Source organism: Streptomyces violaceorubidus, from assembly GCF_000717995.1.
Taxonomy (GTDB): domain Bacteria; phylum Actinomycetota; class Actinomycetes; order Streptomycetales; family Streptomycetaceae; genus Streptomyces; species Streptomyces violaceorubidus.
This window is the reverse complement of record NZ_JODM01000030.1, coordinates 121,056-141,305: the sequence shown is the minus strand read 5'-3', so window position 1 is coordinate 141,305 and position 20,250 is coordinate 121,056. Positions and strand designations below refer to the sequence as shown.

Here is a 20,250-nt window from a genome sequence, read left to right as displayed (position 1 = left end):
CACCACCCCCCAGGTCATCCGTTCGACAGGGGGCAACAGTCATGCCGGGCCCGGAGGCCAACGGCCCTCTTGCAGGACCGCGAAAAAGATAACGGGGGAACTGGCTCATTCAGGATGTTGCCAATTCCTTTACCCAGGCGCAGCCTGGTCTTCGAACGGGCCTTGGGAGCGCTCCCACTCGCGCTCGCGACGCCCCCGTTCCATGCGCGCTGTCCCCCCACGCGAAAGAAGACACCATGGTTTGTCATGATCACACCAAACCCGCACCGGCATCGGCACGAAGGGCAAGGCGGGCGGCGGCCCTAGCCCTCGGCACCCTGGCCGCGGTCCTGCTCACCCTGATCCCCTGGAGCGGCACCGCCGTCACCCACGGCTCCGTCGTCGACCCCGCCTCGCGCAACTACGGCTGCTGGGACCGCTGGGGCGACGACTCCCAGAACCCGGCCATGGCCGATGAGGACCCCATGTGCTGGCAGGCTTGGCAGGACAACCCCAACGCCATGTGGAACTGGAACGGCCTGTACCGCAACGGCTCGGCCGGCGACTTCGAGTCGGTCGTCCCCGACGGCCAGCTCTGCAGCGGCGGCCGGACCGAGGGCGGACGCTACAACTCCCTGGACGCCGTGGGCCCGTGGCAGTCCACCGACGTCACCGACGACTTCACCGTCACGCTCCACGACCAGGCCGGCCATGGCGCCGACTACTTCCTGGTCTACGTCACCAAGCAGGGCTTCGACCCGGCCACGCAGGCCCTGACCTGGGCGGACCTCCAGCAGGTCGCGCGCACGGGCAGCTACGGGCCCAGCCAGCACTACGAGATCCCGGTGAGCACCTCGGGACTGAGCGGCCGGCACGTCGTCTACACGATCTGGCAGGCGTCGCACATGGACCAGACGTACTTCCTGTGCAGCGACGTCGACTTCGGCTGACCCGCGCCACTCCCGCCCCCCACCCCCGCCGGGCGCGCCGCGCCCGGCGGGGACACCGCTCGTGCGACCGACCGCCGAACTGCCCCGGGCCCGTTCCCGGGTGCGGTATACGTCCCTCATGGACTATTACGACCTGGGCCGCCACGGACGCCCGGTGACGACCTCGTCGCCCGAGGCCCAGCGCTGGTTCGACCGCGGCCTGGTGTGGACGTACGCCTTCCACCACGAGGAGGCCGTCAGGTGCTTCGAGGCGGCCGCCGCGGCCGACCCGGACTGTGCCATGGCCCACTGGGGCATCGCCCACGCGCTCGGCCCCAACTACAACAAGCCGTGGGATGCCTTCGACACCGAGGAGCTGACCCGGACCGTCGACCGCACCCACGCCGCAGTCGAACGCGCGCACCACCTGGCGGCCCGGGCCACCCCGGTCGAGCGGGCCCTGATCGGCGCGCTGCGCGCCCGCCACCCGCAGCCGAGCGCCGTCGAGGACTGCTCGGTGTGGAACGCGCCGTACGCCGACGGCATGGGCGCCGCGTACGCCCTGGCCCCCGACGACCTGGACGTGGCCGCCCTCTACGCGGACGCCCTGATGAACCTGACGCCCTGGCAGCTGTGGGATCTGCGCACCGGGCTGCCCGCCGAGGGCGCGCGCACCCTGGCGGCGAAGGAGGTCCTCCACCGGGCCCTGGCCGCCGACGGGGGCCGGGACCACCCGGGCGTCCTGCACCTCTACGTCCACCTGATGGAGATGTCACCCACCCCCGAGGCGGCCCTCACCGTCGCCGGCCGGCTGCGCGGCCTGGTCCCCGACGCCGGGCACCTCCTGCACATGCCGTCGCACCTCGAAGTGCTGTGCGGCGACTACCGCCGCGTGGTGTCGGACAACGGGGCCGCGATCGCCGCCGACGAGAAGTACCGCGCGCGGTCCGGGGCGATGAACTTCTACACCCTCTACCGCTCGCACAACTACCACTTCAGGATCTACGGGGCGATGTTCCTCGGGCAGTACGAGGTCGCCCTCGACACCGCGGCCCGGCTGGAGGCGTCCGTCCCCGAGGAGCTGCTGCGGGTGGAGAGCCCGCCGATGGCCGACTGGCTGGAGGGCTTCCTGGCCATGCGGGTGCACGTCCTGATCCGGTTCGGCCGCTGGGCGGACATCCTCGCCCTGCCCCGGCCGGCCGACGCCCGCCTGTACTGCGTGACGACCGCGATGCTGCACTACGCCCGCGGCGTCGCCCTCTCGGCCACCGGCCGGGTCGAGGAGGCGGAGGCCGAACGCGCGCTGTTCCGTGCGGCGGTCGACCGGGTGCCGCGGTCCCGCACGCTGTTCAACAACACCTGCGCCGACCTCCTCGCCATCGCCTCGGCCATGCTCGACGGCGAGCTGGAGTACCGCAGGGGCGACCACGCCGCCGCCTTCGCCGCCCTGGAGCGCTCGATCGAGCTGGACGACGGCCTCCCCTACGACGAACCCTGGGGCTGGATGCAGCCCACCCGGCACGCCTACGGAGCCCTTCTGCTGGAACAGGGGCGCATCGCCGAGGCCGAGGCGGTCTACCGGGCCGACCTGGGCCTGGACGACACCCTGCCGCGACCGCTCCAGCACCCGAACAACGTCTGGGCCCTGCACGGACTGAACGAGTGCCTGGTGCGCCTGGGCAGGGAGGGGGAGGTGCGGATCGTGGCGCGGCAGCTGAGGCTCGCCGCCGCCCTGGCGGACGTACCGGTCCAGGCGTCCTGCTTCTGCCGACTCGACACCACCGGGGCCGCAGCCCCGGCCGAGGGCGCCGCCGACTGCTGCGCCCACCCGGACCACTGACCCCGGCGGGCCCGGATCAGACGTTGACGCCGAAGTCCGCGGCGATGCCCGCCAGACCCGAGGCGTACCCCTGCCCGACCGCCCGGAACTTCCACTCGGCACCGTGCCGGTACAGCTCGCCGAAGACCATCGCGGTCTCGGTCGAGGCGTCCTCGGACAGGTCGTAGCGGGCGAGTTCCTGGTTGTTGGCCTGGTTGACGACCCGGATGAAGGCGTTGCGGACCTGGCCGAAGCTCTGGCCGCGGTTCTCCGCGTCGTGGATGGACACCGGGAAGACGATCCGGTCCACCTCGGCCGGCACCCCGGCGAGGTTCACCTTGACCGCCTCGTCGTCGCCCTCGCCCTCGCCGGTGAGATTGTCACCGGTGTGCTCGACCGAGCCGTCCGGGCTGGTGAGGTTGTTGTAGAAGACGAAGTGCCCGTCCGAGAGCACCTTGCCCGAGGCGTCGAGGAGCAGCGCGGAGGCGTCGAGGTCGTAGTCGGTGCCGGTCGTGGTGCGCACGTCCCAGCCCAGACCCACCAGCACGGCGGTCAGGCCGGGCGCCTCCTTGCTGAGCGAGACGTTGCCGCCCTTGGCCAGGGAAACTCCCACGGTGTTCTCCTTCGTCGCGTTCGCTGCGTTCCGGGTACCTGCCGACAATCTACAACACTGTAGAAGTAAGCCTTCTATACGATGGCGCCCGGAAGACGATCGGCGGCGGAAGGAGGCGGGCCGTGACGGATGACCGGCGTTCGCGGCGGCGGGGCCAGGGCGAGCTCGAGGCGCTGGTGCTGTCCGCGCTGCGCGAGGCGGACGGCCCGGCGACGGCCGGCTGGGTGCAGGAGCGCCTCGGCGGCGACCTCGCCTACACCACGGTGATCACGATCCTCACCCGGCTCCTGGAGAAGGGCGCCGTCAGCCGTGAGCGCGCGGGCCGGTCCTTCGCCTGGACGCCCGCCTCGGACCAGGCGGGCCTGGCCGCGCGGAAGATGCGCAAGGTGCTGGACGCCGAGAGCGACCGGGAAGCGGTACTGGCCAGCTTCGTCACGGGCCTCGACCCCGACGACGAGCGGCTGCTGCGCGAACTGCTCGGGCACGCGCGCGCCGCGGAGGACGGCTGACACCGCATGGGGGTCTTCGTCTTCCTGCCCCTGGTCCTGCCGCTGACGGCGTGGCCGATCGCCAGGCTCGCCGAGCAGCACCTGCACCCGCGGACCGCGACCCGGCTGCTCACCGCCGTCGCCGCCGTGATGGCCCTGTGCAGCACCGTGTGCCTGGCGCTGGTGATGGTGGTCGGCACCGCCCAACTGCCCGGCAATCCGCTCCCCGACGGCTGGTCGGACCCCGAGGTGCGGGCGGCGGTGCCCTACGACGAGATCGTCGGCAAGGCGGCCATTCCCGCGCTCTGCGCGGTGGTCGCGGCCTCGGCGCGGGCCCTGTGGCGGCACGGCAGGGTGCGCCGCCGCGCCCACCGCGCACTGTCCGGGCTGCCGGACACCGGGGTGGCCGTACTGCCGGACGACGTGCCCTACGCGTACGCGCTGCCCGGCGGCCGACGGGACCGCGTGGTGGTGAGTACGGCCCTGCTCGACTGCCTGGAGCCGGGCGAGCGGCGCGCCCTGTTCGCCCATGAGCGCGCCCACCTCGCCGCCGGGCACCACCGCTTCCTGCTCGCCGTCCGGCTCGCCGCGCTGGCCAACCCGTTCCTGCGCCCCCTGCGGACGGCCGTGTCCTACACGGCGGAGCGGTGGGCGGACGAGGCGGCCGCCCGGACGGTCGGTGACCGCCGCGCGGTGGCGACCGCGATCGGCAAGGCGGCCCTCGTCTCCCGTGGCACCCCCGTCGCGACCCTGGCCGGCCTCGCCGCGCCCGGCCCGGTGCCGCGCCGGGTGGCGGCCCTGCTGGGGCCCGCTCCCGCCGTCCGCACCTGGCCCCCGGTGTTCACGTCGGTGGGCCTGGCGGCGTGGGCGGCGGCGGCCGGAACCGCCGTCTCGGCGATGTCGTCCGCGAACGCCGCCGTCACGATGTTCCTCATCCTGCGGGCCGCGACACCGTTCTGACTGGCCTCCGCTCCCCGACGAGCCGCCGTGCGGCCCGCCCCCGGCCGGGTGGTGAGCCTGTGGTAGCTTGCGCAAGCCAGTCGAACCCACCTGGTGGGTCAGGGAATCCGGTGCGAATCCGGAACTGACGCGCAGCGGTGAGGGGGACGGGCGGGACACGGCCACTGGACGGCGTACGCCGTCCGGGAAGGCGTTCCGTCCGGTCGAACCCGAGTCCGAAGACCTGCTGGCACCCGTGCCGCCCGCGGCGCGGGCCGCATCGTACGGACGGGCTTCGCGCATGAGCCCTCGACGCCAGAGGATCTCCCTTGTCCGCAGCAGGTCCCGTCGGCCTCCGACGCCCCCTCCTTTCCCGCCGCGCCCTCCGCGCTCCCGTACTGCTCCTGGCCCTCGCCCTGCCGGCCTCCGGCTGCGGCGCCGGTACGGCCGACGACGCCCCGGCCGGCGCGGCCGGTCCTGCGCGCACCGTCCATGACTGCGGGCACGACGTCCGGGTCGCCGCGCCGCCGCGCCGGGCGGTCTCCCTCAACCAGGGCACCACGGAGATCCTGCTCTCCCTGGGCCTCGCCGACCGGATGGCGGGCACCGCCACCTGGACCGACCCGGTCATGAAGGGACTGGAGAAGGCGAACGCCGGCGTCCCCCGGCTCGCCGACGACATGCCGTCCCTCGAGACCGTCCTGGGCGCCGAACCCGACTTCGTCGCCGCCTCCTTCGCCTCCACGCTCGGCACCGGCGGCGTGGCCACCCGCGAACGCTTCGCCGAACTCGGGGTGCCGGCCTACCTGTCCCCGTCCGACTGCGCGGGCAAGGACAACAGCGGCGACGGCGACGGCGTCCGGACCGAACCCCTGACCATGGACACCGTCTACGGCGAAGTCCGCGACCTGGCCCGCCTCTTCGGCGTCGAACGGCGCGGCGAGCGACTCGTCGCCGACCTCAAGTCCAGGGTCGACAGGGCGACGTCCGGCATCGACGCCTCCGGGGTCACCCTCATGTACTGGTTCGCCAACTCCACCTCGCCCTATCTGGCGGGCTGCTGCGGTGCCCCCGGTGTCATCACCCGCGCGGTCGGCGCCCGGAACGCCATGGACGACACCCACCAGGAGTGGCCGCAGGTCGGCTGGGAGACCGTCGCCGACCGGGACCCCGACGTCCTGGTCCTCGGCGACCTCACGCGCACGTCGCAGACGGCCGAGACGGCGGCCAAGAAGATCGAGTTCCTGGAGTCCGACCCCGTGACCCGGAACATGACCGCCGTCCGCGAGAAGCGCTACGTGCTGCTCAGCGGGCAGGCCATGAACCCCACCATCCGTACCGTCGAGGGCGTGGAGCAGGTGGCGGCGGCCCTGCGTGAGTTCGGGCTCGCCCGGTGACGTCCGCGAGCCGCGCGGCCCCGGCCTCCGTCTCCGGCCCACGCGCCTCCCGCCGTGCCCCCCTCGTGTGGACGGCGGCCGGCATCGTCGCCCTCTGCGCCTCCGTGGCCGTCGCCGTCACCATCGGCCCCGCGGACATCGGCGTCGCCGACGTGTGGTCCGTGATCGCCGCCCACCTCGGCGCCGGCACCACCGCCGGGGAAGTGACGCCGATCCGCGACGGCATCGTCTGGGACCTGCGACTGCCCCGCACCCTCCTGGCGGCGGTGTGCGGCGCCGGACTCGCCGTGTGCGGGGCCGTACTCCAGTCCCTGCTGCGCAACCCACTCGCGGACCCCTTCGTCCTGGGCGTCTCCTCCGGCGCCTCGACCGGCGCCGTCCTGGTCGTCGTGCTCGGCGTGGGCGGCGGCGCGCTGTCCGTCTCAGGCGGGGCGTTCATCGGGGCCGTCTGCTCCTTCGCGCTCGTGATGCTGCTCAGCCACAGCCTCGGCGGCACCACGGACCGGGTGGTGCTCGCGGGCGTGGCGGCGATGCAGCTGTTCTCCGCGCTCACCTCCTTCGTGGTCATGACCGCCGCCGACGCCGAGACCACCCGAGGGGTGCTGTTCTGGCTGCTCGGTTCGCTCGGCGGCGCGGGCTGGAGCGACGTGTGGGCCGGCACGGCGGTCCTGGTGCTGGTCCTGGCCGTGTGCCTCGGTCACGCCAGGACCCTGGACGCCTTCGCGTTCGGCCAGGACGCGGCGGCCTCGCTCGGCGTCCACGTGGCCCGCACCCGGCTGGTGCTGCTGTGCGCCACGGCCCTGCTCACCGCAGCCCTGGTCGCCTCGGCCGGTGCGATCGGCTTCGTCGGCCTGGTGCTGCCGCACGCCGTACGGGCGCTCACCGGCCCCGGACACGCGCGGCTGCTGCCCGTCTGCGCGCTCGCCGGTGCCGTGTTCCTGGTGTGGGTCGACACCCTGGCCCGTACCGTCCTGGCTCCCCAGGAGGTCCCGGTGGGCGTGGTGACCTCGCTGATCGGCGTGCCGGCCTTCGTGCTGGTGCTGTACCGCACCCGGAGGGCACGGTGACCCTGAGGGCCGAACGGGTCTCCCGCTCGACCGGCGGCCGGCTGATCCTGGACGGCGTCGAGCTGACCCCGCGGGCCGGCGCCATGACGGGGCTGCTTGGCCCGAACGGCTCCGGCAAGTCCACCCTGCTGCGGCTGCTCGCCGGGGTCCTCGCCCCGACCGCCGGCGTCGTCACCCTCGACGGGCGCCCCCTGGACCGGATGGGCCGCCGGGACGTCGCCCGACGCGTGGCCGTGGTCGAGCAGCAGACGGACACCCAGGTGGAGCTGACCGTCCGGGACGTCGTCCGGCTCGGCCGCATCCCGCACCGCCGCGCCTGGACACCGGCGTCGGCGGCCGACGAGGAGGCGGTCACCGACGCCCTGGAGCACACCGGTCTGACCGGTCGGGCCGACCGGCTGTGGCACACGCTCTCCGGGGGCGAGCGCCAGCGCGTCCAGATCGCCCGCGCCCCCGCCCAGCAGCCGCGCGAACTCCTGCTCGACGAACCGACCAACCACCTCGACATCCAGCACCAACTGGACGTGCTGGCCCTCGTCGCCGCCCTGCCCGTCACCAGCGTGGTCGCCCTGCACGACCTCAACCTCGCCGCCTCGTACTGCGACCACCTCGTCGTCCTCGCCAAGGGACGGGTCGTGGCCCGCGGCGAACCGGCGGAGGTCCTGACGGCGGACCTGGTCGCGAAGGTGTACCGGGTCGACGCCGAGATCACCCCCGCAGGCCCGGCCGGCCGCCCGCACGTGCGGTTCCTGGGCACACTGCCGGGCTAGGGGGTGCCGCCCAGACCCCGCTCACGGCCGTCCGGGCGGGCTCGGTCTTCCGGCCGTCCGGGCCGGCTCAGTCGTCCATCAGGCCGGCGGCCAGCGTGGCCCCCAGCTCCCAGCAGGCCTCCAGGTCGGCCCTGCCGGGCTCACCGGTCACGTTCACCGCGGGCGCCGCGCGCTGCCAGCCGAGCCCGGTGGTGACCGACTCGATGCCGCGCACCGCGCCCGTGGTGTCGCTGCCCCCGTGCACGTAGTAGCCGAAGGGACGGCCGCGCGTCTCGTCGAGGCAGGGGTAGTAGACCTGGTCGAAGAAGTGCTTGAGGGCACCGGACATGTACCCCAGGTTGGCCGGGGTGCCCAGCAGGTACCCGTCGGCCTCCAGCACGTCGACGGCCGTGGCCGCCAGTGCCACCCGCCGCACCACCCGCACCCCCGCGATCTCGGGCGCGGTCGCCCCGGACACGACGGACTCCAGCATCGCCCGGCAGTTCGGCGACGGCGTGTGATGCACGATCAGCAAAGTGGCCACAGCGGCAGCCTGCCGCCCGGCACCCCCCGACCGCAAACGGACACCATGGCGCCCGGCACCCGGCACCCGGCGCCCGGCACCCCGGCCGGGCCGAGTCGCGGGATCCCGGCCCATGCACCGCCTCCCACGGGTACTGTGGGGTCCGTTCGCGTTCGACAGGGCTCCAGGGGAGCGGGAGGACAGGGAGGTGAGGTTGATGACCGTGCTCGACGCCGTGCCCGGCGACGCCCGGATCCGCCTCGCGGTCTCCCTCGCGTCCCGAGCGGCGGCCTGACCCCGCATCCCACGAACGCACACCAGAAACGGATCTCCCTACCGTCATGTCCCCTTCCTGTTCCTGGAACACCCGCGCCGAGACCGGCGCCGACATCCCCGCCATCCGCGAGATCGTCCGGGCCGCCTTCCCCACCCCGGAGGAGGCCACCCTCGTCGACGCGCTGCGCGCCGACCCCGAGGCGTGGATCGAGGGCCTGTCCCTCGTCGCGGTGGACGACGCCGACCGCCCGGTCGGCCACGCCCTGCTGACCCGCTGCCGCATCGGGGCCGCCCCCGCGCTGTGCCTGGCGCCCGTCGCCGTCCGGCCCGCGCACCAGAACAGCGGCGTCGGCAGCGCCGCCGTGCGGGCCGCACTCGCCGCCGCCGAGCGGCTCGGCGAGCGGCACGTCGTCGTCCTCGGGCACCCGGAGTACTACCCCCGCTTCGGCTTCGGCAGGGCCTGCGCCCACGGCATCGGGCTGACCATCGACGTCCCGGACGAGGCCCTGATGGCCCTCACCCTGGACGCCGCCCACCCGCTGCCCGCCGGCACCGTCCGGTACGCGGCTGCGTTCGGCATCTGATCCGACACACCGGGTGGCGGCGGGAGTCCCTTCCGCCGCCACCCGGCATTTTCTCGGCGCAACCCCTTGACCCGACGCCCGCGGTCCTCCACATTACTCGTTAATGCGCATTAGGTAATGCGCATTAACGAGCTCCGCGACGGACTGACGGAGTTGGCGGAGCGACGGAGCGACGGAGCGACGGAGAGGAGCGGTGGTGGCGAAGGAAGCCGCAGGGCGGGCGAGGCCGGGGAGGGCCCCCGCGCCGGCCGGCCGGCGGGCCCGGCCCAGGCAGGCGGAGGTGGCCAGGCTCGCCGGTGTCTCGCAGGCGACGGTGTCCCTGGTGCTGTCCGGACGCGACCTCGCGACGGGACGGCCGATCTCGGCCGAGACCCGCGCCAAGGTCCTGGAGGCCGCGCACAGCCTCGGCTACGTCCCCGACCCCGCCGCCAGCAGGCTCGCCGCCGCCCGCAACAACCTGCTCGGCGTCTTCAGCTTCACCGCGACCTTCCCGACCGACGTCCGGCACTCGTACTACCCCTTCCTCGTCGGCGTGGAGCAGGAAGCCGCCGCCCAGGGCTACGACCTGGTGCTGTTCACCGGGTCCAGCACCGGGGGAGCGGGCGCCCAGGGAGCCGGCGCGCTCAACCGCGTACGGCTGGCGGACGGCTGCCTCTTCCTGGGCCGCCACGCCCCCGCGGACGAACTGCGCCGACTGGTCGCCGACGACTTCCCCGTCGTCCACGTCGGCCGGAGCGACGAGCCGGAGGGCCTCGCCTGGGTGGGCGCCGACTACGTCAGCGCCAGCCGCGAGGTCGTCACCGCGCTCGCCGGGCTCGGCCACCGGCGCGTCCTCCTCGTCCGCGAGGACGACGACGCCCCCGCCTCCACCGACCGCGAACGCGGCTTCCTCGACGGGCTCGCGGACAGCGGCCTGCCCGCCGGTCCCGGCGCCGTGTTCCGCTGCGGCGACCCGCGCGGCGACCTCACCGCCGACCGGGTCCGCGCCTGGGTGGCCGACGGCGTGACCGCCTTCGTCGCCGAGGAGACCGACACCGGCGCCGCCTGGCGGGCCCTGCGCGCCGCCGTCGACGAGGCGGGTCTCGACTGCCCCGGCCAGGTGTCGCTCGCACTGCTCGGCAGCCCGCCCGCCGACCTCGCCGACGAACCGGCGCCGATGGGCTTCGACATCCCGCGCCCCGCGCTGGGCGCCGAGGCCGTACGACTGCTCGCCGCCCGCATCGCGGGCGGGCCCGCCGAGGGCACCCTCGTCGCCTGCGCCTTCCGGCCGGGCACCACCGCCGGCCCGCCGGCCGCCCCCTGAACCCACCGCACCCCACCGAACCCCACCGCACCGACCGCACCACCTAAGGAGCAGCAGCGTGATACCGGAACCCGACATCCTCGTCGTCGGCGGCGGCCTCGGCGGCGTCGCCGCGGCCCTCGCCGTCTGCCGGGCCGGCCGCAGCGTCGTCCTGACCGAGGAGACGGACTGGATCGGCGGCCAGCTCACCAGCCAGGCCGTGCCGCCCGACGAGCACCCGTGGGTCGAGCAGTTCGGCACCACCGCCGCCTACCGGCGACTGCGCGAGGGCATCCGCCAGTACTACCGCCAGTGGTACCCCCTGCGCGCCGAGGCCGCCGCCCTCACCGACCTCAACCCGGGCGCCGGCCGGGTCAGCAAGCTCTGCCACGAGCCGCGCGTCGCCCTCGCCGTCCTGGAGGGCATGCTCGCCCCGCACAGGGCGGCCGGACGGCTCACCGTCCTCACCGAGCACCGACCGGTGGCCGCCGAGGCCGACAACGATGTCGTACGCGCCGTCACCCTGGAGGACCTCCGCGACGGCACCCGCCGCACCGTCCCCGCCCGCTACGTCCTGGACGCCACCGAGACCGGCGAACTGCTCCACCTCGCGGGCGTCGAGCACGTCAACGGAGCCGAGTCCCGGGCCGAGTTCGACGAACCGCACGCCCCCGACGAGGCTCAGCCGGGCAACCAGCAGGGCATCACCGTCTGCTTCGCCCTCTCCCACCACGAGGGCGAGGACCACACCGTCGACCGTCCCGCCGACTACGACTTCTGGCGCGACTACAAGCCCGACTTCTGGCCGGGACCGCTGCTCGGCTTCGAGGCCCCCGACCCGCGCACCCTGGAACCGGTGCCGCGCACCTTCGTGCCCAACCCCGACCTCGACCCGCTCGCCGTCAGCGCCGACCAGAGCGCCGACGCGGGCGACAAGGAGCTGTGGGGCTTCCGCCGCATCCTCGCCCGCAAGCTGCACACCGACGGCGCCTTCGACTCCGACATCACCCTCGTCAACTGGCCGCTCAACGACTACTGGCTGAAGCCCTACATCGGCCAGGAGGAAGAAGCCCTGCGCGAGGCCCGGCAGTTGTCCCTGTCGGTGCTGTACTGGCTGCAGACCGAGGCGCCCCGCGCCGACGGCGGCACCGGCTTCCCCGGGCTGCGCCCGCGCCCCGACGTGACGGGCACCGCCGACGGCCTCGCCAAGGCGGCCTACGTCCGCGAGTCCCGCCGGGTCAAGGCCGTCACCACCGTCACCGAGCACGACGTCTCCATCGACCTGCTCGGACCCTACGGCCGCACCCGCCACCGCGACTCCGTGGGCGTCGGCAACTACCGCATCGACCTGCATCCCTCCACCGGCGGCGACGGCTACGTCGACATCGGCTCCGTCCCCTTCGAGATCCCCCTCGGCGCGCTCGTCCCGCGCCGGGTGCGCAACCTGCTGCCGGCCGGCAAGAACCTCGGCACCACCCACATCACCAACGGCTGCTACCGCCTGCACCCGGTGGAGTGGAACGTCGGCGAGGTCGCCGGCGCCCTCGCCGCCCACTGCCTCGCCGAGGACGTCGAGCCGCACCAGGTGCAGGCCGAGGACAAGCGGTTCGAGGAGTTCGCCAAGGTGCTCGACCGCGACGGCGTACAGCGTCACTGGCCCGACGTCAGGGGCTACTGAACGACCCCGCGCGGCACGGGAGTCGGGCGGGGCAGCACCACCTGCCCCGCCCGGTGACCGCCCGCGCGTGGACCGACCCAGCACAAGGAGGTGCCCGGACATGACCACCCACCGCATCCGCGTCGGCATCGACGTGGGCGGAACCTTCACCGACGCCGTGGCGGTCGACGCCACGACGCTCCGGCTCGTGGGCCAGGTGAAGGTCCCCACGAGCCACCATCACGAGGACGGTGTCGCGCACGGCATGTCGAGGCGCTCGACCGGCTGCTGACCCAGACCGGACACGCACCCGCCGACGTGGCCTTCCTGGCACACGGCACGACCCAGGCTACCAACGCCCTGCTGGAGGGCGACGTCGCCACCGTCGGCCTGCTCGGCATCGGCACCGGCGGCGGAACGTACTTCACCCGCAGGCTCGCCACCCTCGCCAAGCTCGAACTCACCCCCGGCAAGCGGCTGCCGCTGCACTACGCCCACGTGCCCGACCCCGACGACGCCCCCGCCGTCCGGGCCGCCGTCGAACAGCTCACCGCCGCCGGTGCCCAGGCCCTGGTGGCCAGCGAGCCCTTCGGCGTCGACCGGCCCGAGGGCGAGGAGGCGGTCGCCGAAGCGGCCCGCACCACCGGCCTGCCGACCACCGCCGCACACGAGATCACCTCGCTGTACGGGCTGCGCAAGCGCACCCGCACGGCCGTCGTCAATGCGGCGATCCTGCCGCGCATGCTCGCCACCGCCGACCTCGTCGACGCCTCCATCACCAAGGCCGGTGTCACCGCGCCGCTGATGGTGATGCGCTGCGACGGCGGAGTGATGTCCCTGGACGAGATGCGCCGCAGGCCCCTGCTGACCGTGCTGTCCGGTCCGGCCGCCGGGGTCGCCGGCGCACTCATGCAGGAACGCGTCAGCGAGGGCGTGTTCCTGGAGACCGGCGGCACCTCGACCGACATCAGCGTCGTCAAGCGCGGCAAGGTCGCGGTACGGCACGCCGTGCTGCTCGGCCGGACCTCCTACCTCAACGCCCTGGACGTCCGCACCGTCGGCGTCGGCGGCGGCTCCATGGTGCGTGTCTCCGGCGGCCGGGTCACCGGCACCGGACCGCGCAGCGCGCACATCGCCGGGCTGCCGTACGCCTGTTACGCCGACCCGGCCGACCTGCGGGACGCGACGCTGACGACCATCAGCCCACTGCCCGGCGACCCCGCCGACTACGCCGTCCTCGACGCGGCGGGCGGCCGGTTCGCGCTCACCATGACCTGCGCGGCCAACGCGCTGGGCCGGGTCCCCGAGGGCGACTTCGCCCGCGCCGACCCCGGCACCGCCCGCGCCGCGCTGGCCCCGCTCGCCGCCGCCCTGGGCACCGACGTGGACACCGCCGCCGCCCGGCTCCTGGACGCCGGTACCGACCAGGTGAAGTCCGTCGTGGACGACCTGGTGCGCGAGTACCGCCTCGACACCGACACCGCCGTCCTGGTCGGCGGGGGCGGCGGCGCCGCCTCGGTCACCCCGCACCTGGCCGCCCGCACCGGTCTGACCGGCCGCATCGCCGAGCACAACGAGGTCATCAGCCCCATCGGCGTCGCCCTCGCCCTGGTGCGCGAACAGGTCGAGCGGATCGTGCCCGGCGCCACCCAGGAGCAGATCCTCGCCGTCCGCGCCGAGGCCGAGCGCGCCGTGGTCGCCCAGGGCGCCGCCGCCGACGGCGTCGAGGTCGAGGTCACCGTCGACCCGCAGACCAACGTCGTACGCGCCATCGCCACCGGCGCCACCGAACTGCGCACCCAGGACCGGGCCCACTGCGCCGACGACGCCGAGCGGCTCGGGCTGGCCGCCGCCAGCCTGAAGACCGACCCGTCGAAGGTGCACGTCCTCGCGGGCACCCCCGCCCACACCGTCTACGGCACCGAGGTCCGCCGCCGCTTTCGGCCCGTCCGCCACCCGGTGCGGGTCGTCGACGCCGACGGGGTGGTCCGCCACCACGCCCCCGACGCCCGGGTCGAGGCGACCACCGTCGCCGCCGCCCCCGAGGTGCTCGCCAAGCTGGTCGGCGAGCACACCTCCTACGGCGACGGAGGCGTCCGCGCCCCCGCCGTACGGCTGCTGCTCGGCTCCCGCATCGCCGACCTCTCCGGCGTCCTGGACCCGCAGCCGCTGCTCGCCCTGGCCCGCAGCGAACTGCGCTCCCGCGCCGCCGACGAACCGGTGGTCGCCGTACTGGAGGTGCGCGAATGACCGTCACGAACGCTCCCGTCCGGGCGGATCTCGCCGCCACCGACGACATCGGGTGGGCGGTGCGGCTGCTGGCCGCCACCCCGACCCATGAGCACCGCGACCCGCAGCTGCTGCGCCGGTGGGCGCGGGCGGCCGACGACTTCGGCGCCGCCCTCGCACCCGTGGCGTGCGAGGCCCGGATCGTCGAGCGCGACGGCGGACTGGAACTCGGGCTGCTCGCCCGGTACACCTCCAGACCGCCCACCGTCGAGCTGTACACCGACACGATCGACCTCGCCGAACGGGTCGTGGACGCCCGCGGCTGGCGCGACTGGTACCCGCCGGGCTCCGTACGGGCGGCCGCGCTCGCCCACGAGGCGGTGCACGTCCACCTCCATCACGGGCCCGCGAAGGCCGCGCTGAAGCGAGCCCTCGGCCACACCGCCCTGCGCCTGGGCCGGCTCCGCGTCCCCGGCCATGTCGCCGGGGCCGAGGAGGTGGCCGCGCACGCCTACGCGCGCACCGTCTGCGGACTGGGCCGCAGTCCGCTGCTGCTGACCGCCGCCCTGGCCGCCGAGGCCGAGGGCACGCCCACCCCACCACCCGCACGTGACGCGAGAAGAGAGAACTGACCCATGGGTGTCGTCATCCTCCTCGTCATGGCGGCCGGCGTCGCCGCGATGCTCACCCGCAAGCTGCCCACCGCCTTCGCGCTGGTGCTGCTGGCCGTGGTCATCGCCTTCCTCTCCGGTGCGCCCCTGACGGGCAAGAACAGCGTCCTGGACACGGTGCTCCAGGAGGGCGCCCCGGCGCTCGCGGCGACGATGGTCGCCATCATCCTCGGCTCCTGGCTCGGCAAGCTGCTCGACGAGACCGGCATCGCCGGCACCCTCGTCCGCAAGATCGTCGAGTTCGGCGGCGACCGGCCCACCGTCGTCGCCCTCGGCGTCCTCGCCGTCTCGGCGCTCGTCGGCACCGTCACCGGCTCGGCACCGGCCGCCATGCTGGCCGGCATCATCGGCATCCCCGCCATGGTCGCCGTCGGCGTGCCCAAGGTGACCGCCGCGGGCACGGTGCTGATGGGCATCGCGGTCGGGGTCCCCTTCGAACTGCCCGTCTGGCAGTTCTTCTCCACCGCCCTCGACCTGCCGGTCGACACCGTCCGCGGCTTCATGGTGAAGCTGTTCCCGTTCGCCCTGGTCGCCGCCGTGGCCTACGTCGTCATCGAGAACCGGCGGCGCGGCACCGAGCACGCCTGGTCCCTCAAGTCCGTCTCCGCGCGCCCGGCCCCGCGCCGCGAACGGCTCGGCGACGCACCCTGGTACGCGCTGCTCGCCCCCGTGATCCCGCTGGTCCTCGCCCTCGGCCTGGAAGTGGCCATCATCCCCTCGATGCTCGCCGGTGTCCTCTACGCGCTGGTCACCACCACCCGGCCCGGCGAGATGAACAAGCGGCTGCTGCGCACCCTGTACGGCGGCTTCGAGGTGGCCGCCCCGCCGCTGGCCCTGTTCGTGGCGATCGGCATCCTGCTCGCGGCCGTCAAACTCCCCGGCGCGGTGGACGCGCTGGAGCCGCTGGTGAAGGCGGTCAGCCCGCAGAACCCGGTGCTGTTCGTCATCGTCTTCACCGTGCTGGTGCCGCTGTGCCTGTACCGCGGTCCGCTCAACGTGTTCGGGCTCGGCGCGGGCATCGCGGGCGTCCTCATCGCCACCGGCATCTACCCGGCCGTCGCCGTCCTCGGCATGGCCACCTCGTACAACCAGGTCTTCGGCGTCGCCGACCCGACCAGCACCCAGACCGTGTGGGCCGCGCAGTACGCGGGTGTCAGTCCGCAGCAGGTCATGGTCCGCACCCTGCCCTACGTGTGGCTGGTCGCCCTGGGCGGCATGTGCGTCACCGCCGCCCTGTACCTGTGACATCCACCCTCTCCCAGGAGTCGACATGCACGAGCCGCACCTCGACCGCCGTCTGTTCCTGAAGGGCACCGCCGTCACCGGCGCCGCCCTCGCGCTGGGCACCACCGCCGCGCCCGCCGCCCTGGCCGCACCCGGCGGCTTCCCCGACTACACCTACGTCCGCACCCTGCTCACCCCCTCCGAGCTCGCCTACAACCCCACCGGCGAGATCATCTTCCCGACCGTCCGGGGCGTCTACGACCGGCTGCCCGCGAGCGGCCGGCTCGGCCGCTACTACCTGTACTACGCCCCGCACGACGCCCCCGGCGGCATCTGCCTGGCCTACGGCGACTCGCTGGAGGGCCCGTTCACGGAGTACCCGGACAACCCGATCGTCTCCCGCACGTGGTCGCCGCACTACTCCGTCAGCCACGTCTCCTCGCCGCACGTGATGTGGCACGCCGGGAACAAGGAGATGTGGCTGTACTTCCACGGCGAGAACACCACGACCAGGCTGGCCCGTTCCGCCGACGGCATCCACTTCACCTACGACAAGGTCGTGCTGAACACCTCGATGCTGCCGTCCGGGACGACCGAGACCTCGTACGCGCGGGTCTTCCCGCACGAACTGCCCTCGCGCGGCGCGCACTACGTCATGGTCTTCATGGTGAACAACACCAGCAACCACCGCGACATCGGCTGGGGCTGGTCCGCGGACGGCCGCACCTGGTCCTTCTCCCAGGAGCCCCTGGTGCGCCACGGCGACGTCGGCGCGGTCAACGTGGGGGGCCCGCACCTGCTGCACCGGAACAACAGCACGTACGTCGTCTACAACAAGGACAAGGAGAGCGGCGGCGATCTGATGATCACCGAGGTCGGCAACGACTTCTCGCTCCGCAGGCACCTCGGCGTCTTCTACGACTCCCGTGGCTCCGCGCCGGAGAACGGCCGTGCGGCCTCCCCGTCCTTCGGCACCGACCGCGGCGTCCCGTACATGATCTACGAGGCGGGGGAGCGGCTGGCGGGCTCGATCGCGATGGCCCGCGGCTGACCCCGCGGCACGCCGCCGCACACGACGGCGGGGCCGCCCGTCCGGATCGGACGGGCGGCCCCGCTGCCTTCTCGTCGGCCGCCTCCATCAGGCGACGGGCGCCGGGTTCTTGCCGGTCGGCGCGGTGGGGCCCTCGCCGGCCTCCTCGGCCAGGCGCTCCATGCCGCTGGTGGTCTTCAGCGGCTTCTCCTTGATGAACACGACGGCGACCAGCGCGAGCACCGCGAACGGCGTGGCGATCAGGAACAGGTCGGCCGTGGCGACGGCGTAGGCGTGCTCGATGATCGTCCGCAGCGGGGCGGGCAGCGTGGACATGTCCGGGACGCTGCCCTCGCCCGAGCCGCCACCGCCGCCGGGGACGGTGACGCCCGCGGAGCTGAGTCCCTTGGCCGTCTCACTGGCGACCCGGTTGGCGAGGATCGCGCCGAGGACGCTGACGCCGATGGTGCCGCCCATGCTGCGGAAGAACGACAGCACGGAGGTCGCGGCGCCCAGGTCGGCCGCGGACACGTCGTTCTGGGCGGCCAGCACCAGGTTCTGCATCAGCATGCCGACGCCGACACCCAGGACCGCCATGTAGAGGCTGAGCAGACCGAAGTTGGTCTTCGCGTCGATCGTGGCCAGCAGCGCGAGACCGACGGACATGACCACCGCGCCCGCCACCAGGTACCGCTTCCACTTGCCGGTCCGGCTGATCACCTGTCCGGCGACGGTGGAGGACACCAGCAGCCCGAGGATCATCGGCAGGCTCATCAGACCCGCGACGGTCGGCGACTTGCCCAGCGAGATCTGGAAGTACTGCGAGAGGAAGACCGTCCCGCCGAACATGGCCACACCCACCAGGAGGCTGGCGACGGTGGTCAGCGTGACGGTGCGGTTCTTGAAGATGCCGAGCGGGATCACCGGCTCGGGCGTGCGGGACTCGACGAACACCGCGGCGACCAGCAGCAGCACGCCGCCGCCGGTGAGGGCACCGGTCTGCCAGGACGCCCAGTCGAAGTGGTTGCCGGCCAGCGACACCCAGATCAGCAGAGCGCAGACACCGGCGACGATCAGGAAGGCGCCGAGCCAGTCGATGCGCACCTGGCGCTTGACCGTGGGCAGGCGCAGGGTGCGCTGGAGCAGGGCGATGGCGAGCAGCGCGAACGGCACGCCGATGAAGAAGCACCAGCGCCAGCCCAGCCACGAGGTGTCCACCAGGACGCCGCCGACCAGCGGTCCGGCCACGGTGCCCACGGCGAAGACGGCACCGAAGATGCCGGCGTACTTGCCCAGCTGGCGGGGCGGGATGACGGAGGCCATCACGACCTGCGCGAGCGCGGTCAGGCCACCCGCGCCGATGCCCTGCACCACCCGGCTGAAGATGAGCAGGCCGACGCCGTGCGAGAAGCCGGCCAGCAGCGAGCCGACCACGAACATGCTCAGCGACAGCTGGAGCAGCAGCTTCTTGTTGAAGAGGTCGGACAGCTTGCCCCACAGGGGCACCGTCGCGGTCATCGCCAGCAGTTCGGAGGTGACGACCCACGTGTAGGAGGACTGGCTGGCGCCCAGGTCGGCGATGATCGTGGGCAGCGCGTTGGCCACGACGGTGCCGGCCAGGATCGCGACGAACATGCCGGCCATCAGGCCCGACATGGCCTGGAGTATCTGCCGGTGGGACATCGAGGTGGGAGGCGCTTCGGCGGGCGCCTGAGCAGCGGTCACGGCATCTCTTTCGTGTGGTGGGTCCTGAAGGGTCGCGAGCCCGGCACGGAGGCTACGCGGAGGGTGCCGGGAGGCCGGCGGCGAGGAGGGTGAACACCTCGTGGAAGACGTCGAGGAAGGCGGCTTCCTCCTGGTGGGCGGACCAGTGGTCCATGCTGGTGCGCACCGCGGCGCCCGCCACCGCGGCCAGCAGCCGCGGGTAGAGCCCGGCTCCGGGCCCGGAAGCCGGACCGGTGGAGTGCGGGTCGCCGACCCGGCGCAGTCGTTCGGCGATGGCGTCCGCCAGGTCCGCCTCGGCCGCCATGTGGGCCCCGACGCCGCGCGCCAGGAGGTGCGGCGAGGCATGCAGGACCTCGGCGTACAGCCGCCAGAGTTCGTGCTGCTGTTCCGCCTCGGCCAGCTCCGCCGCCATGGCCCCGCGCAGGGCTTCCAGCGGTGAGAGGCCGGCCGGTGCTTCCAGGACGGCGCGCCGCATGCGTGCGCCCGCTTCCGCGTCGACCACCACGAAGGCGTCGTCGCGGCTCTCGAAGTAGTTGAAGAAGGTACGCACGGACACTCCGGCCGCGGCGCTGATCGCCTCGACGGTGACCTTCTCCGCCCCGTGCTCGGCGGCGAGCCGTACCGCGGCCTCGGCCAGAGCGGCACGGGTGGCCCGCTTCTTCCGCTCCCGCAGACCGCCCCCCGCGGCACCTTTCTCCCACATAAGTTGCATGGTATGCAAAGATGCACGGCATGCAAAATTGGCGGCCGTCTGCCCGGTGATCAGGGCGGCGGCGGTGACGCGCACCCCTCGGACCGCCGTCCGGGGTCAGGATCGGCCGCGGGTTCGAACGACTGCCGTGTGCGCCGCCGAAGTCGGGGTATCCGCTGCACCAGCGCGGTCGACGCCGGGGTCGGCGCCGGTGACGGCCGTGCTGTTCTCGTCGCGTACCGCCGCCCGCCACCCCTTGGCACCGGCGCCCCGTGACCCGTTCGGAACGCCGCGTGACCCGAACGGCCCTCTCGGGTACCCGCCCGGTCGGCGCAGGGTTGGGATGTGCACGGGCACCCCGTGCCCGCGCGCCCCGAC

The 20,250-nt window shown here is 73.5% G+C and carries 17 protein-coding genes, 1 pseudogene and 1 riboswitch; of the genes and pseudogenes, 14 read left to right on the top strand and 4 right to left on the bottom strand.

All coding sequences use genetic code 11. The annotated features are described in order from the left end of the window. Window positions 1–236 precede the first annotated feature (236 nt). Both IE94_RS0128465 and IE94_RS0128460 read left to right on the top strand, forming a co-directional pair. Window positions 237–929, top strand: coding sequence for a lytic polysaccharide monooxygenase auxiliary activity family 9 protein (locus IE94_RS0128465; protein ID WP_030189818.1), 693 nt, complete (start codon window positions 237–239; stop codon window positions 927–929). A 118-nt stretch (window positions 930–1,047) separates the two neighbouring features. Then, the gene (locus tag IE94_RS0128460; RefSeq protein WP_030189817.1) at window positions 1,048–2,748 is read left to right on the top strand and encodes a hypothetical protein; all 1,701 of its coding nucleotides are present in this window, start codon (window positions 1,048–1,050) and stop codon (window positions 2,746–2,748) included. Between the two features lie 16 nt (window positions 2,749–2,764). On the opposite strand, the gene IE94_RS0128455 is transcribed toward IE94_RS0128460, so the two are convergent. Further along, window positions 2,765–3,340: a TerD family protein gene (locus IE94_RS0128455; RefSeq protein ID WP_030189815.1), complete on the bottom strand. Its 576-nt coding sequence runs from the start codon at window positions 3,338–3,340 to the stop codon at window positions 2,765–2,767. A 122-nt stretch (window positions 3,341–3,462) separates the two neighbouring features. Here IE94_RS0128455 and IE94_RS0128450 point away from each other — a divergent pair, with 122 nt between their 5' ends. The 5 genes from IE94_RS0128450 (at window position 3,463) to IE94_RS0128430 (ending at window position 8,001) form a co-directional block, all read left to right on the top strand. Beyond that, window positions 3,463–3,849 (top strand): BlaI/MecI/CopY family transcriptional regulator, encoded by a 387-nt coding sequence (locus IE94_RS0128450; RefSeq protein WP_030189813.1) that lies wholly within the window; start codon window positions 3,463–3,465, stop codon window positions 3,847–3,849. A gap of 6 nt (window positions 3,850–3,855) precedes the next feature. Next, complete coding sequence (locus IE94_RS0128445; RefSeq protein WP_030189811.1) at window positions 3,856–4,788, top strand: M56 family metallopeptidase; 933 nt, start codon at window positions 3,856–3,858, stop codon at window positions 4,786–4,788. 60 nt (window positions 4,789–4,848) lie between these two features. After that, window positions 4,849–5,033, top strand: a riboswitch (cobalamin riboswitch). A 63-nt stretch (window positions 5,034–5,096) separates the two neighbouring features. Continuing rightward, on the top strand, window positions 5,097–6,164 hold the full coding sequence (locus IE94_RS0128440; RefSeq protein ID WP_030189809.1) for an ABC transporter substrate-binding protein: 1,068 nt from the start codon (window positions 5,097–5,099) through the stop codon (window positions 6,162–6,164). Further along, window positions 6,161–7,231 carry a FecCD family ABC transporter permease gene (locus IE94_RS0128435; RefSeq protein ID WP_030189806.1) on the top strand — a complete coding sequence of 357 codons (1,071 nt, stop codon included), beginning with the start codon at window positions 6,161–6,163 and terminating at the stop codon, window positions 7,229–7,231. The genes IE94_RS0128440 and IE94_RS0128435 overlap by 4 nt, the downstream gene beginning before the upstream one ends. After that, entirely contained in the window at window positions 7,228–8,001 is a 774-nt protein-coding gene (locus IE94_RS0128430) for an ABC transporter ATP-binding protein (RefSeq protein WP_030189803.1), read from the top strand. Before IE94_RS0128435 ends, IE94_RS0128430 begins: the two co-directional genes overlap by 4 nt. A 67-nt stretch (window positions 8,002–8,068) precedes the next feature. On the opposite strand, the gene IE94_RS0128425 is transcribed toward IE94_RS0128430, so the two are convergent. Further along, window positions 8,069–8,524: a flavodoxin family protein gene (locus IE94_RS0128425; RefSeq protein ID WP_030189801.1), complete on the bottom strand. Its 456-nt coding sequence runs from the start codon at window positions 8,522–8,524 to the stop codon at window positions 8,069–8,071. Window positions 8,525–8,844: 320 nt separating this feature from the next. On the opposite strand from IE94_RS0128425, the gene IE94_RS0128415 reads away from it, so the two are divergent. From IE94_RS0128415 to IE94_RS0128385, 7 genes and pseudogenes are all read left to right on the top strand, one after another. Further along, entirely contained in the window at window positions 8,845–9,363 is a 519-nt protein-coding gene (locus IE94_RS0128415) for a GNAT family N-acetyltransferase (RefSeq protein ID WP_030189798.1), read from the top strand. A 193-nt stretch (window positions 9,364–9,556) separates the two neighbouring features. Further along, window positions 9,557–10,666 (top strand): LacI family DNA-binding transcriptional regulator, encoded by a 1,110-nt coding sequence (locus IE94_RS0128410; RefSeq protein WP_063829746.1) that lies wholly within the window; start codon window positions 9,557–9,559, stop codon window positions 10,664–10,666. Window positions 10,667–10,724: 58 nt separating this feature from the next. Continuing rightward, window positions 10,725–12,323 carry an FAD-dependent oxidoreductase gene (locus IE94_RS0128405; protein WP_030189793.1) on the top strand — a complete coding sequence of 533 codons (1,599 nt, stop codon included), beginning with the start codon at window positions 10,725–10,727 and terminating at the stop codon, window positions 12,321–12,323. Between the two features lie 100 nt (window positions 12,324–12,423). After that, window positions 12,424–14,552 (top strand): annotated as a pseudogene (locus IE94_RS36180) (hydantoinase/oxoprolinase family protein). Next, window positions 14,549–15,163, top strand: coding sequence for a hypothetical protein (locus IE94_RS0128395; RefSeq protein ID WP_030189791.1), 615 nt, complete (start codon window positions 14,549–14,551; stop codon window positions 15,161–15,163). Before IE94_RS36180 ends, IE94_RS0128395 begins: the two are co-directional and overlap by 4 nt. A gap of 3 nt (window positions 15,164–15,166) precedes the next feature. Next, complete coding sequence (locus tag IE94_RS0128390) at window positions 15,167–16,447, top strand: TRAP transporter large permease subunit (RefSeq protein ID WP_030189789.1); 1,281 nt, start codon at window positions 15,167–15,169, stop codon at window positions 16,445–16,447. 25 nt (window positions 16,448–16,472) lie between these two features. Then, window positions 16,473–17,477 carry a twin-arginine translocation signal domain-containing protein gene (locus IE94_RS0128385; protein WP_030189787.1) on the top strand — a complete coding sequence of 335 codons (1,005 nt, stop codon included), beginning with the start codon at window positions 16,473–16,475 and terminating at the stop codon, window positions 17,475–17,477. A gap of 87 nt (window positions 17,478–17,564) precedes the next feature. Here the strand turns inward: IE94_RS0128385 and IE94_RS0128380 are convergent, their stop codons facing one another. Continuing rightward, window positions 17,565–19,139, bottom strand: coding sequence for an MDR family MFS transporter (locus IE94_RS0128380; RefSeq protein ID WP_425337989.1), 1,575 nt, complete (start codon window positions 19,137–19,139; stop codon window positions 17,565–17,567). A 94-nt stretch (window positions 19,140–19,233) separates the two neighbouring features. Beyond that, window positions 19,234–19,893 carry a TetR/AcrR family transcriptional regulator gene (locus IE94_RS0128375; RefSeq protein ID WP_030189783.1) on the bottom strand — a complete coding sequence of 220 codons (660 nt, stop codon included), beginning with the start codon at window positions 19,891–19,893 and terminating at the stop codon, window positions 19,234–19,236. Window positions 19,894–20,250 lie beyond the last annotated feature (357 nt).

What these genes read in the sequence shown, in the direction of transcription:
- IE94_RS0128465 (WP_030189818.1), top strand. Translation starts at nt 237, where the DNA reads ATGGTTTGTCATGATCACACCAAACCCGCACCGGCATCGGCACGAAGG.
- IE94_RS0128460 (WP_030189817.1), top strand. Translation starts at nt 1,048, where the DNA reads ATGGACTATTACGACCTGGGCCGCCACGGACGCCCGGTGACGACCTCG.
- IE94_RS0128445 (WP_030189811.1), top strand. Translation starts at nt 3,856, where the DNA reads ATGGGGGTCTTCGTCTTCCTGCCCCTGGTCCTGCCGCTGACGGCGTGG.
- IE94_RS0128415 (WP_030189798.1), top strand. Translation starts at nt 8,845, where the DNA reads ATGTCCCCTTCCTGTTCCTGGAACACCCGCGCCGAGACCGGCGCCGAC.
- IE94_RS0128395 (WP_030189791.1), top strand. Translation starts at nt 14,549, where the DNA reads ATGACCGTCACGAACGCTCCCGTCCGGGCGGATCTCGCCGCCACCGAC.
- IE94_RS0128390 (WP_030189789.1), top strand. Translation starts at nt 15,167, where the DNA reads ATGGGTGTCGTCATCCTCCTCGTCATGGCGGCCGGCGTCGCCGCGATG.
- IE94_RS0128385 (WP_030189787.1), top strand. Translation starts at nt 16,473, where the DNA reads ATGCACGAGCCGCACCTCGACCGCCGTCTGTTCCTGAAGGGCACCGCC.
- IE94_RS0128380 (WP_425337989.1), bottom strand. Translation starts at nt 19,139, where the DNA reads ATGTCCCACCGGCAGATACTCCAGGCCATGTCGGGCCTGATGGCCGGC.
- IE94_RS0128375 (WP_030189783.1), bottom strand. Translation starts at nt 19,893, where the DNA reads ATGCAACTTATGTGGGAGAAAGGTGCCGCGGGGGGCGGTCTGCGGGAG.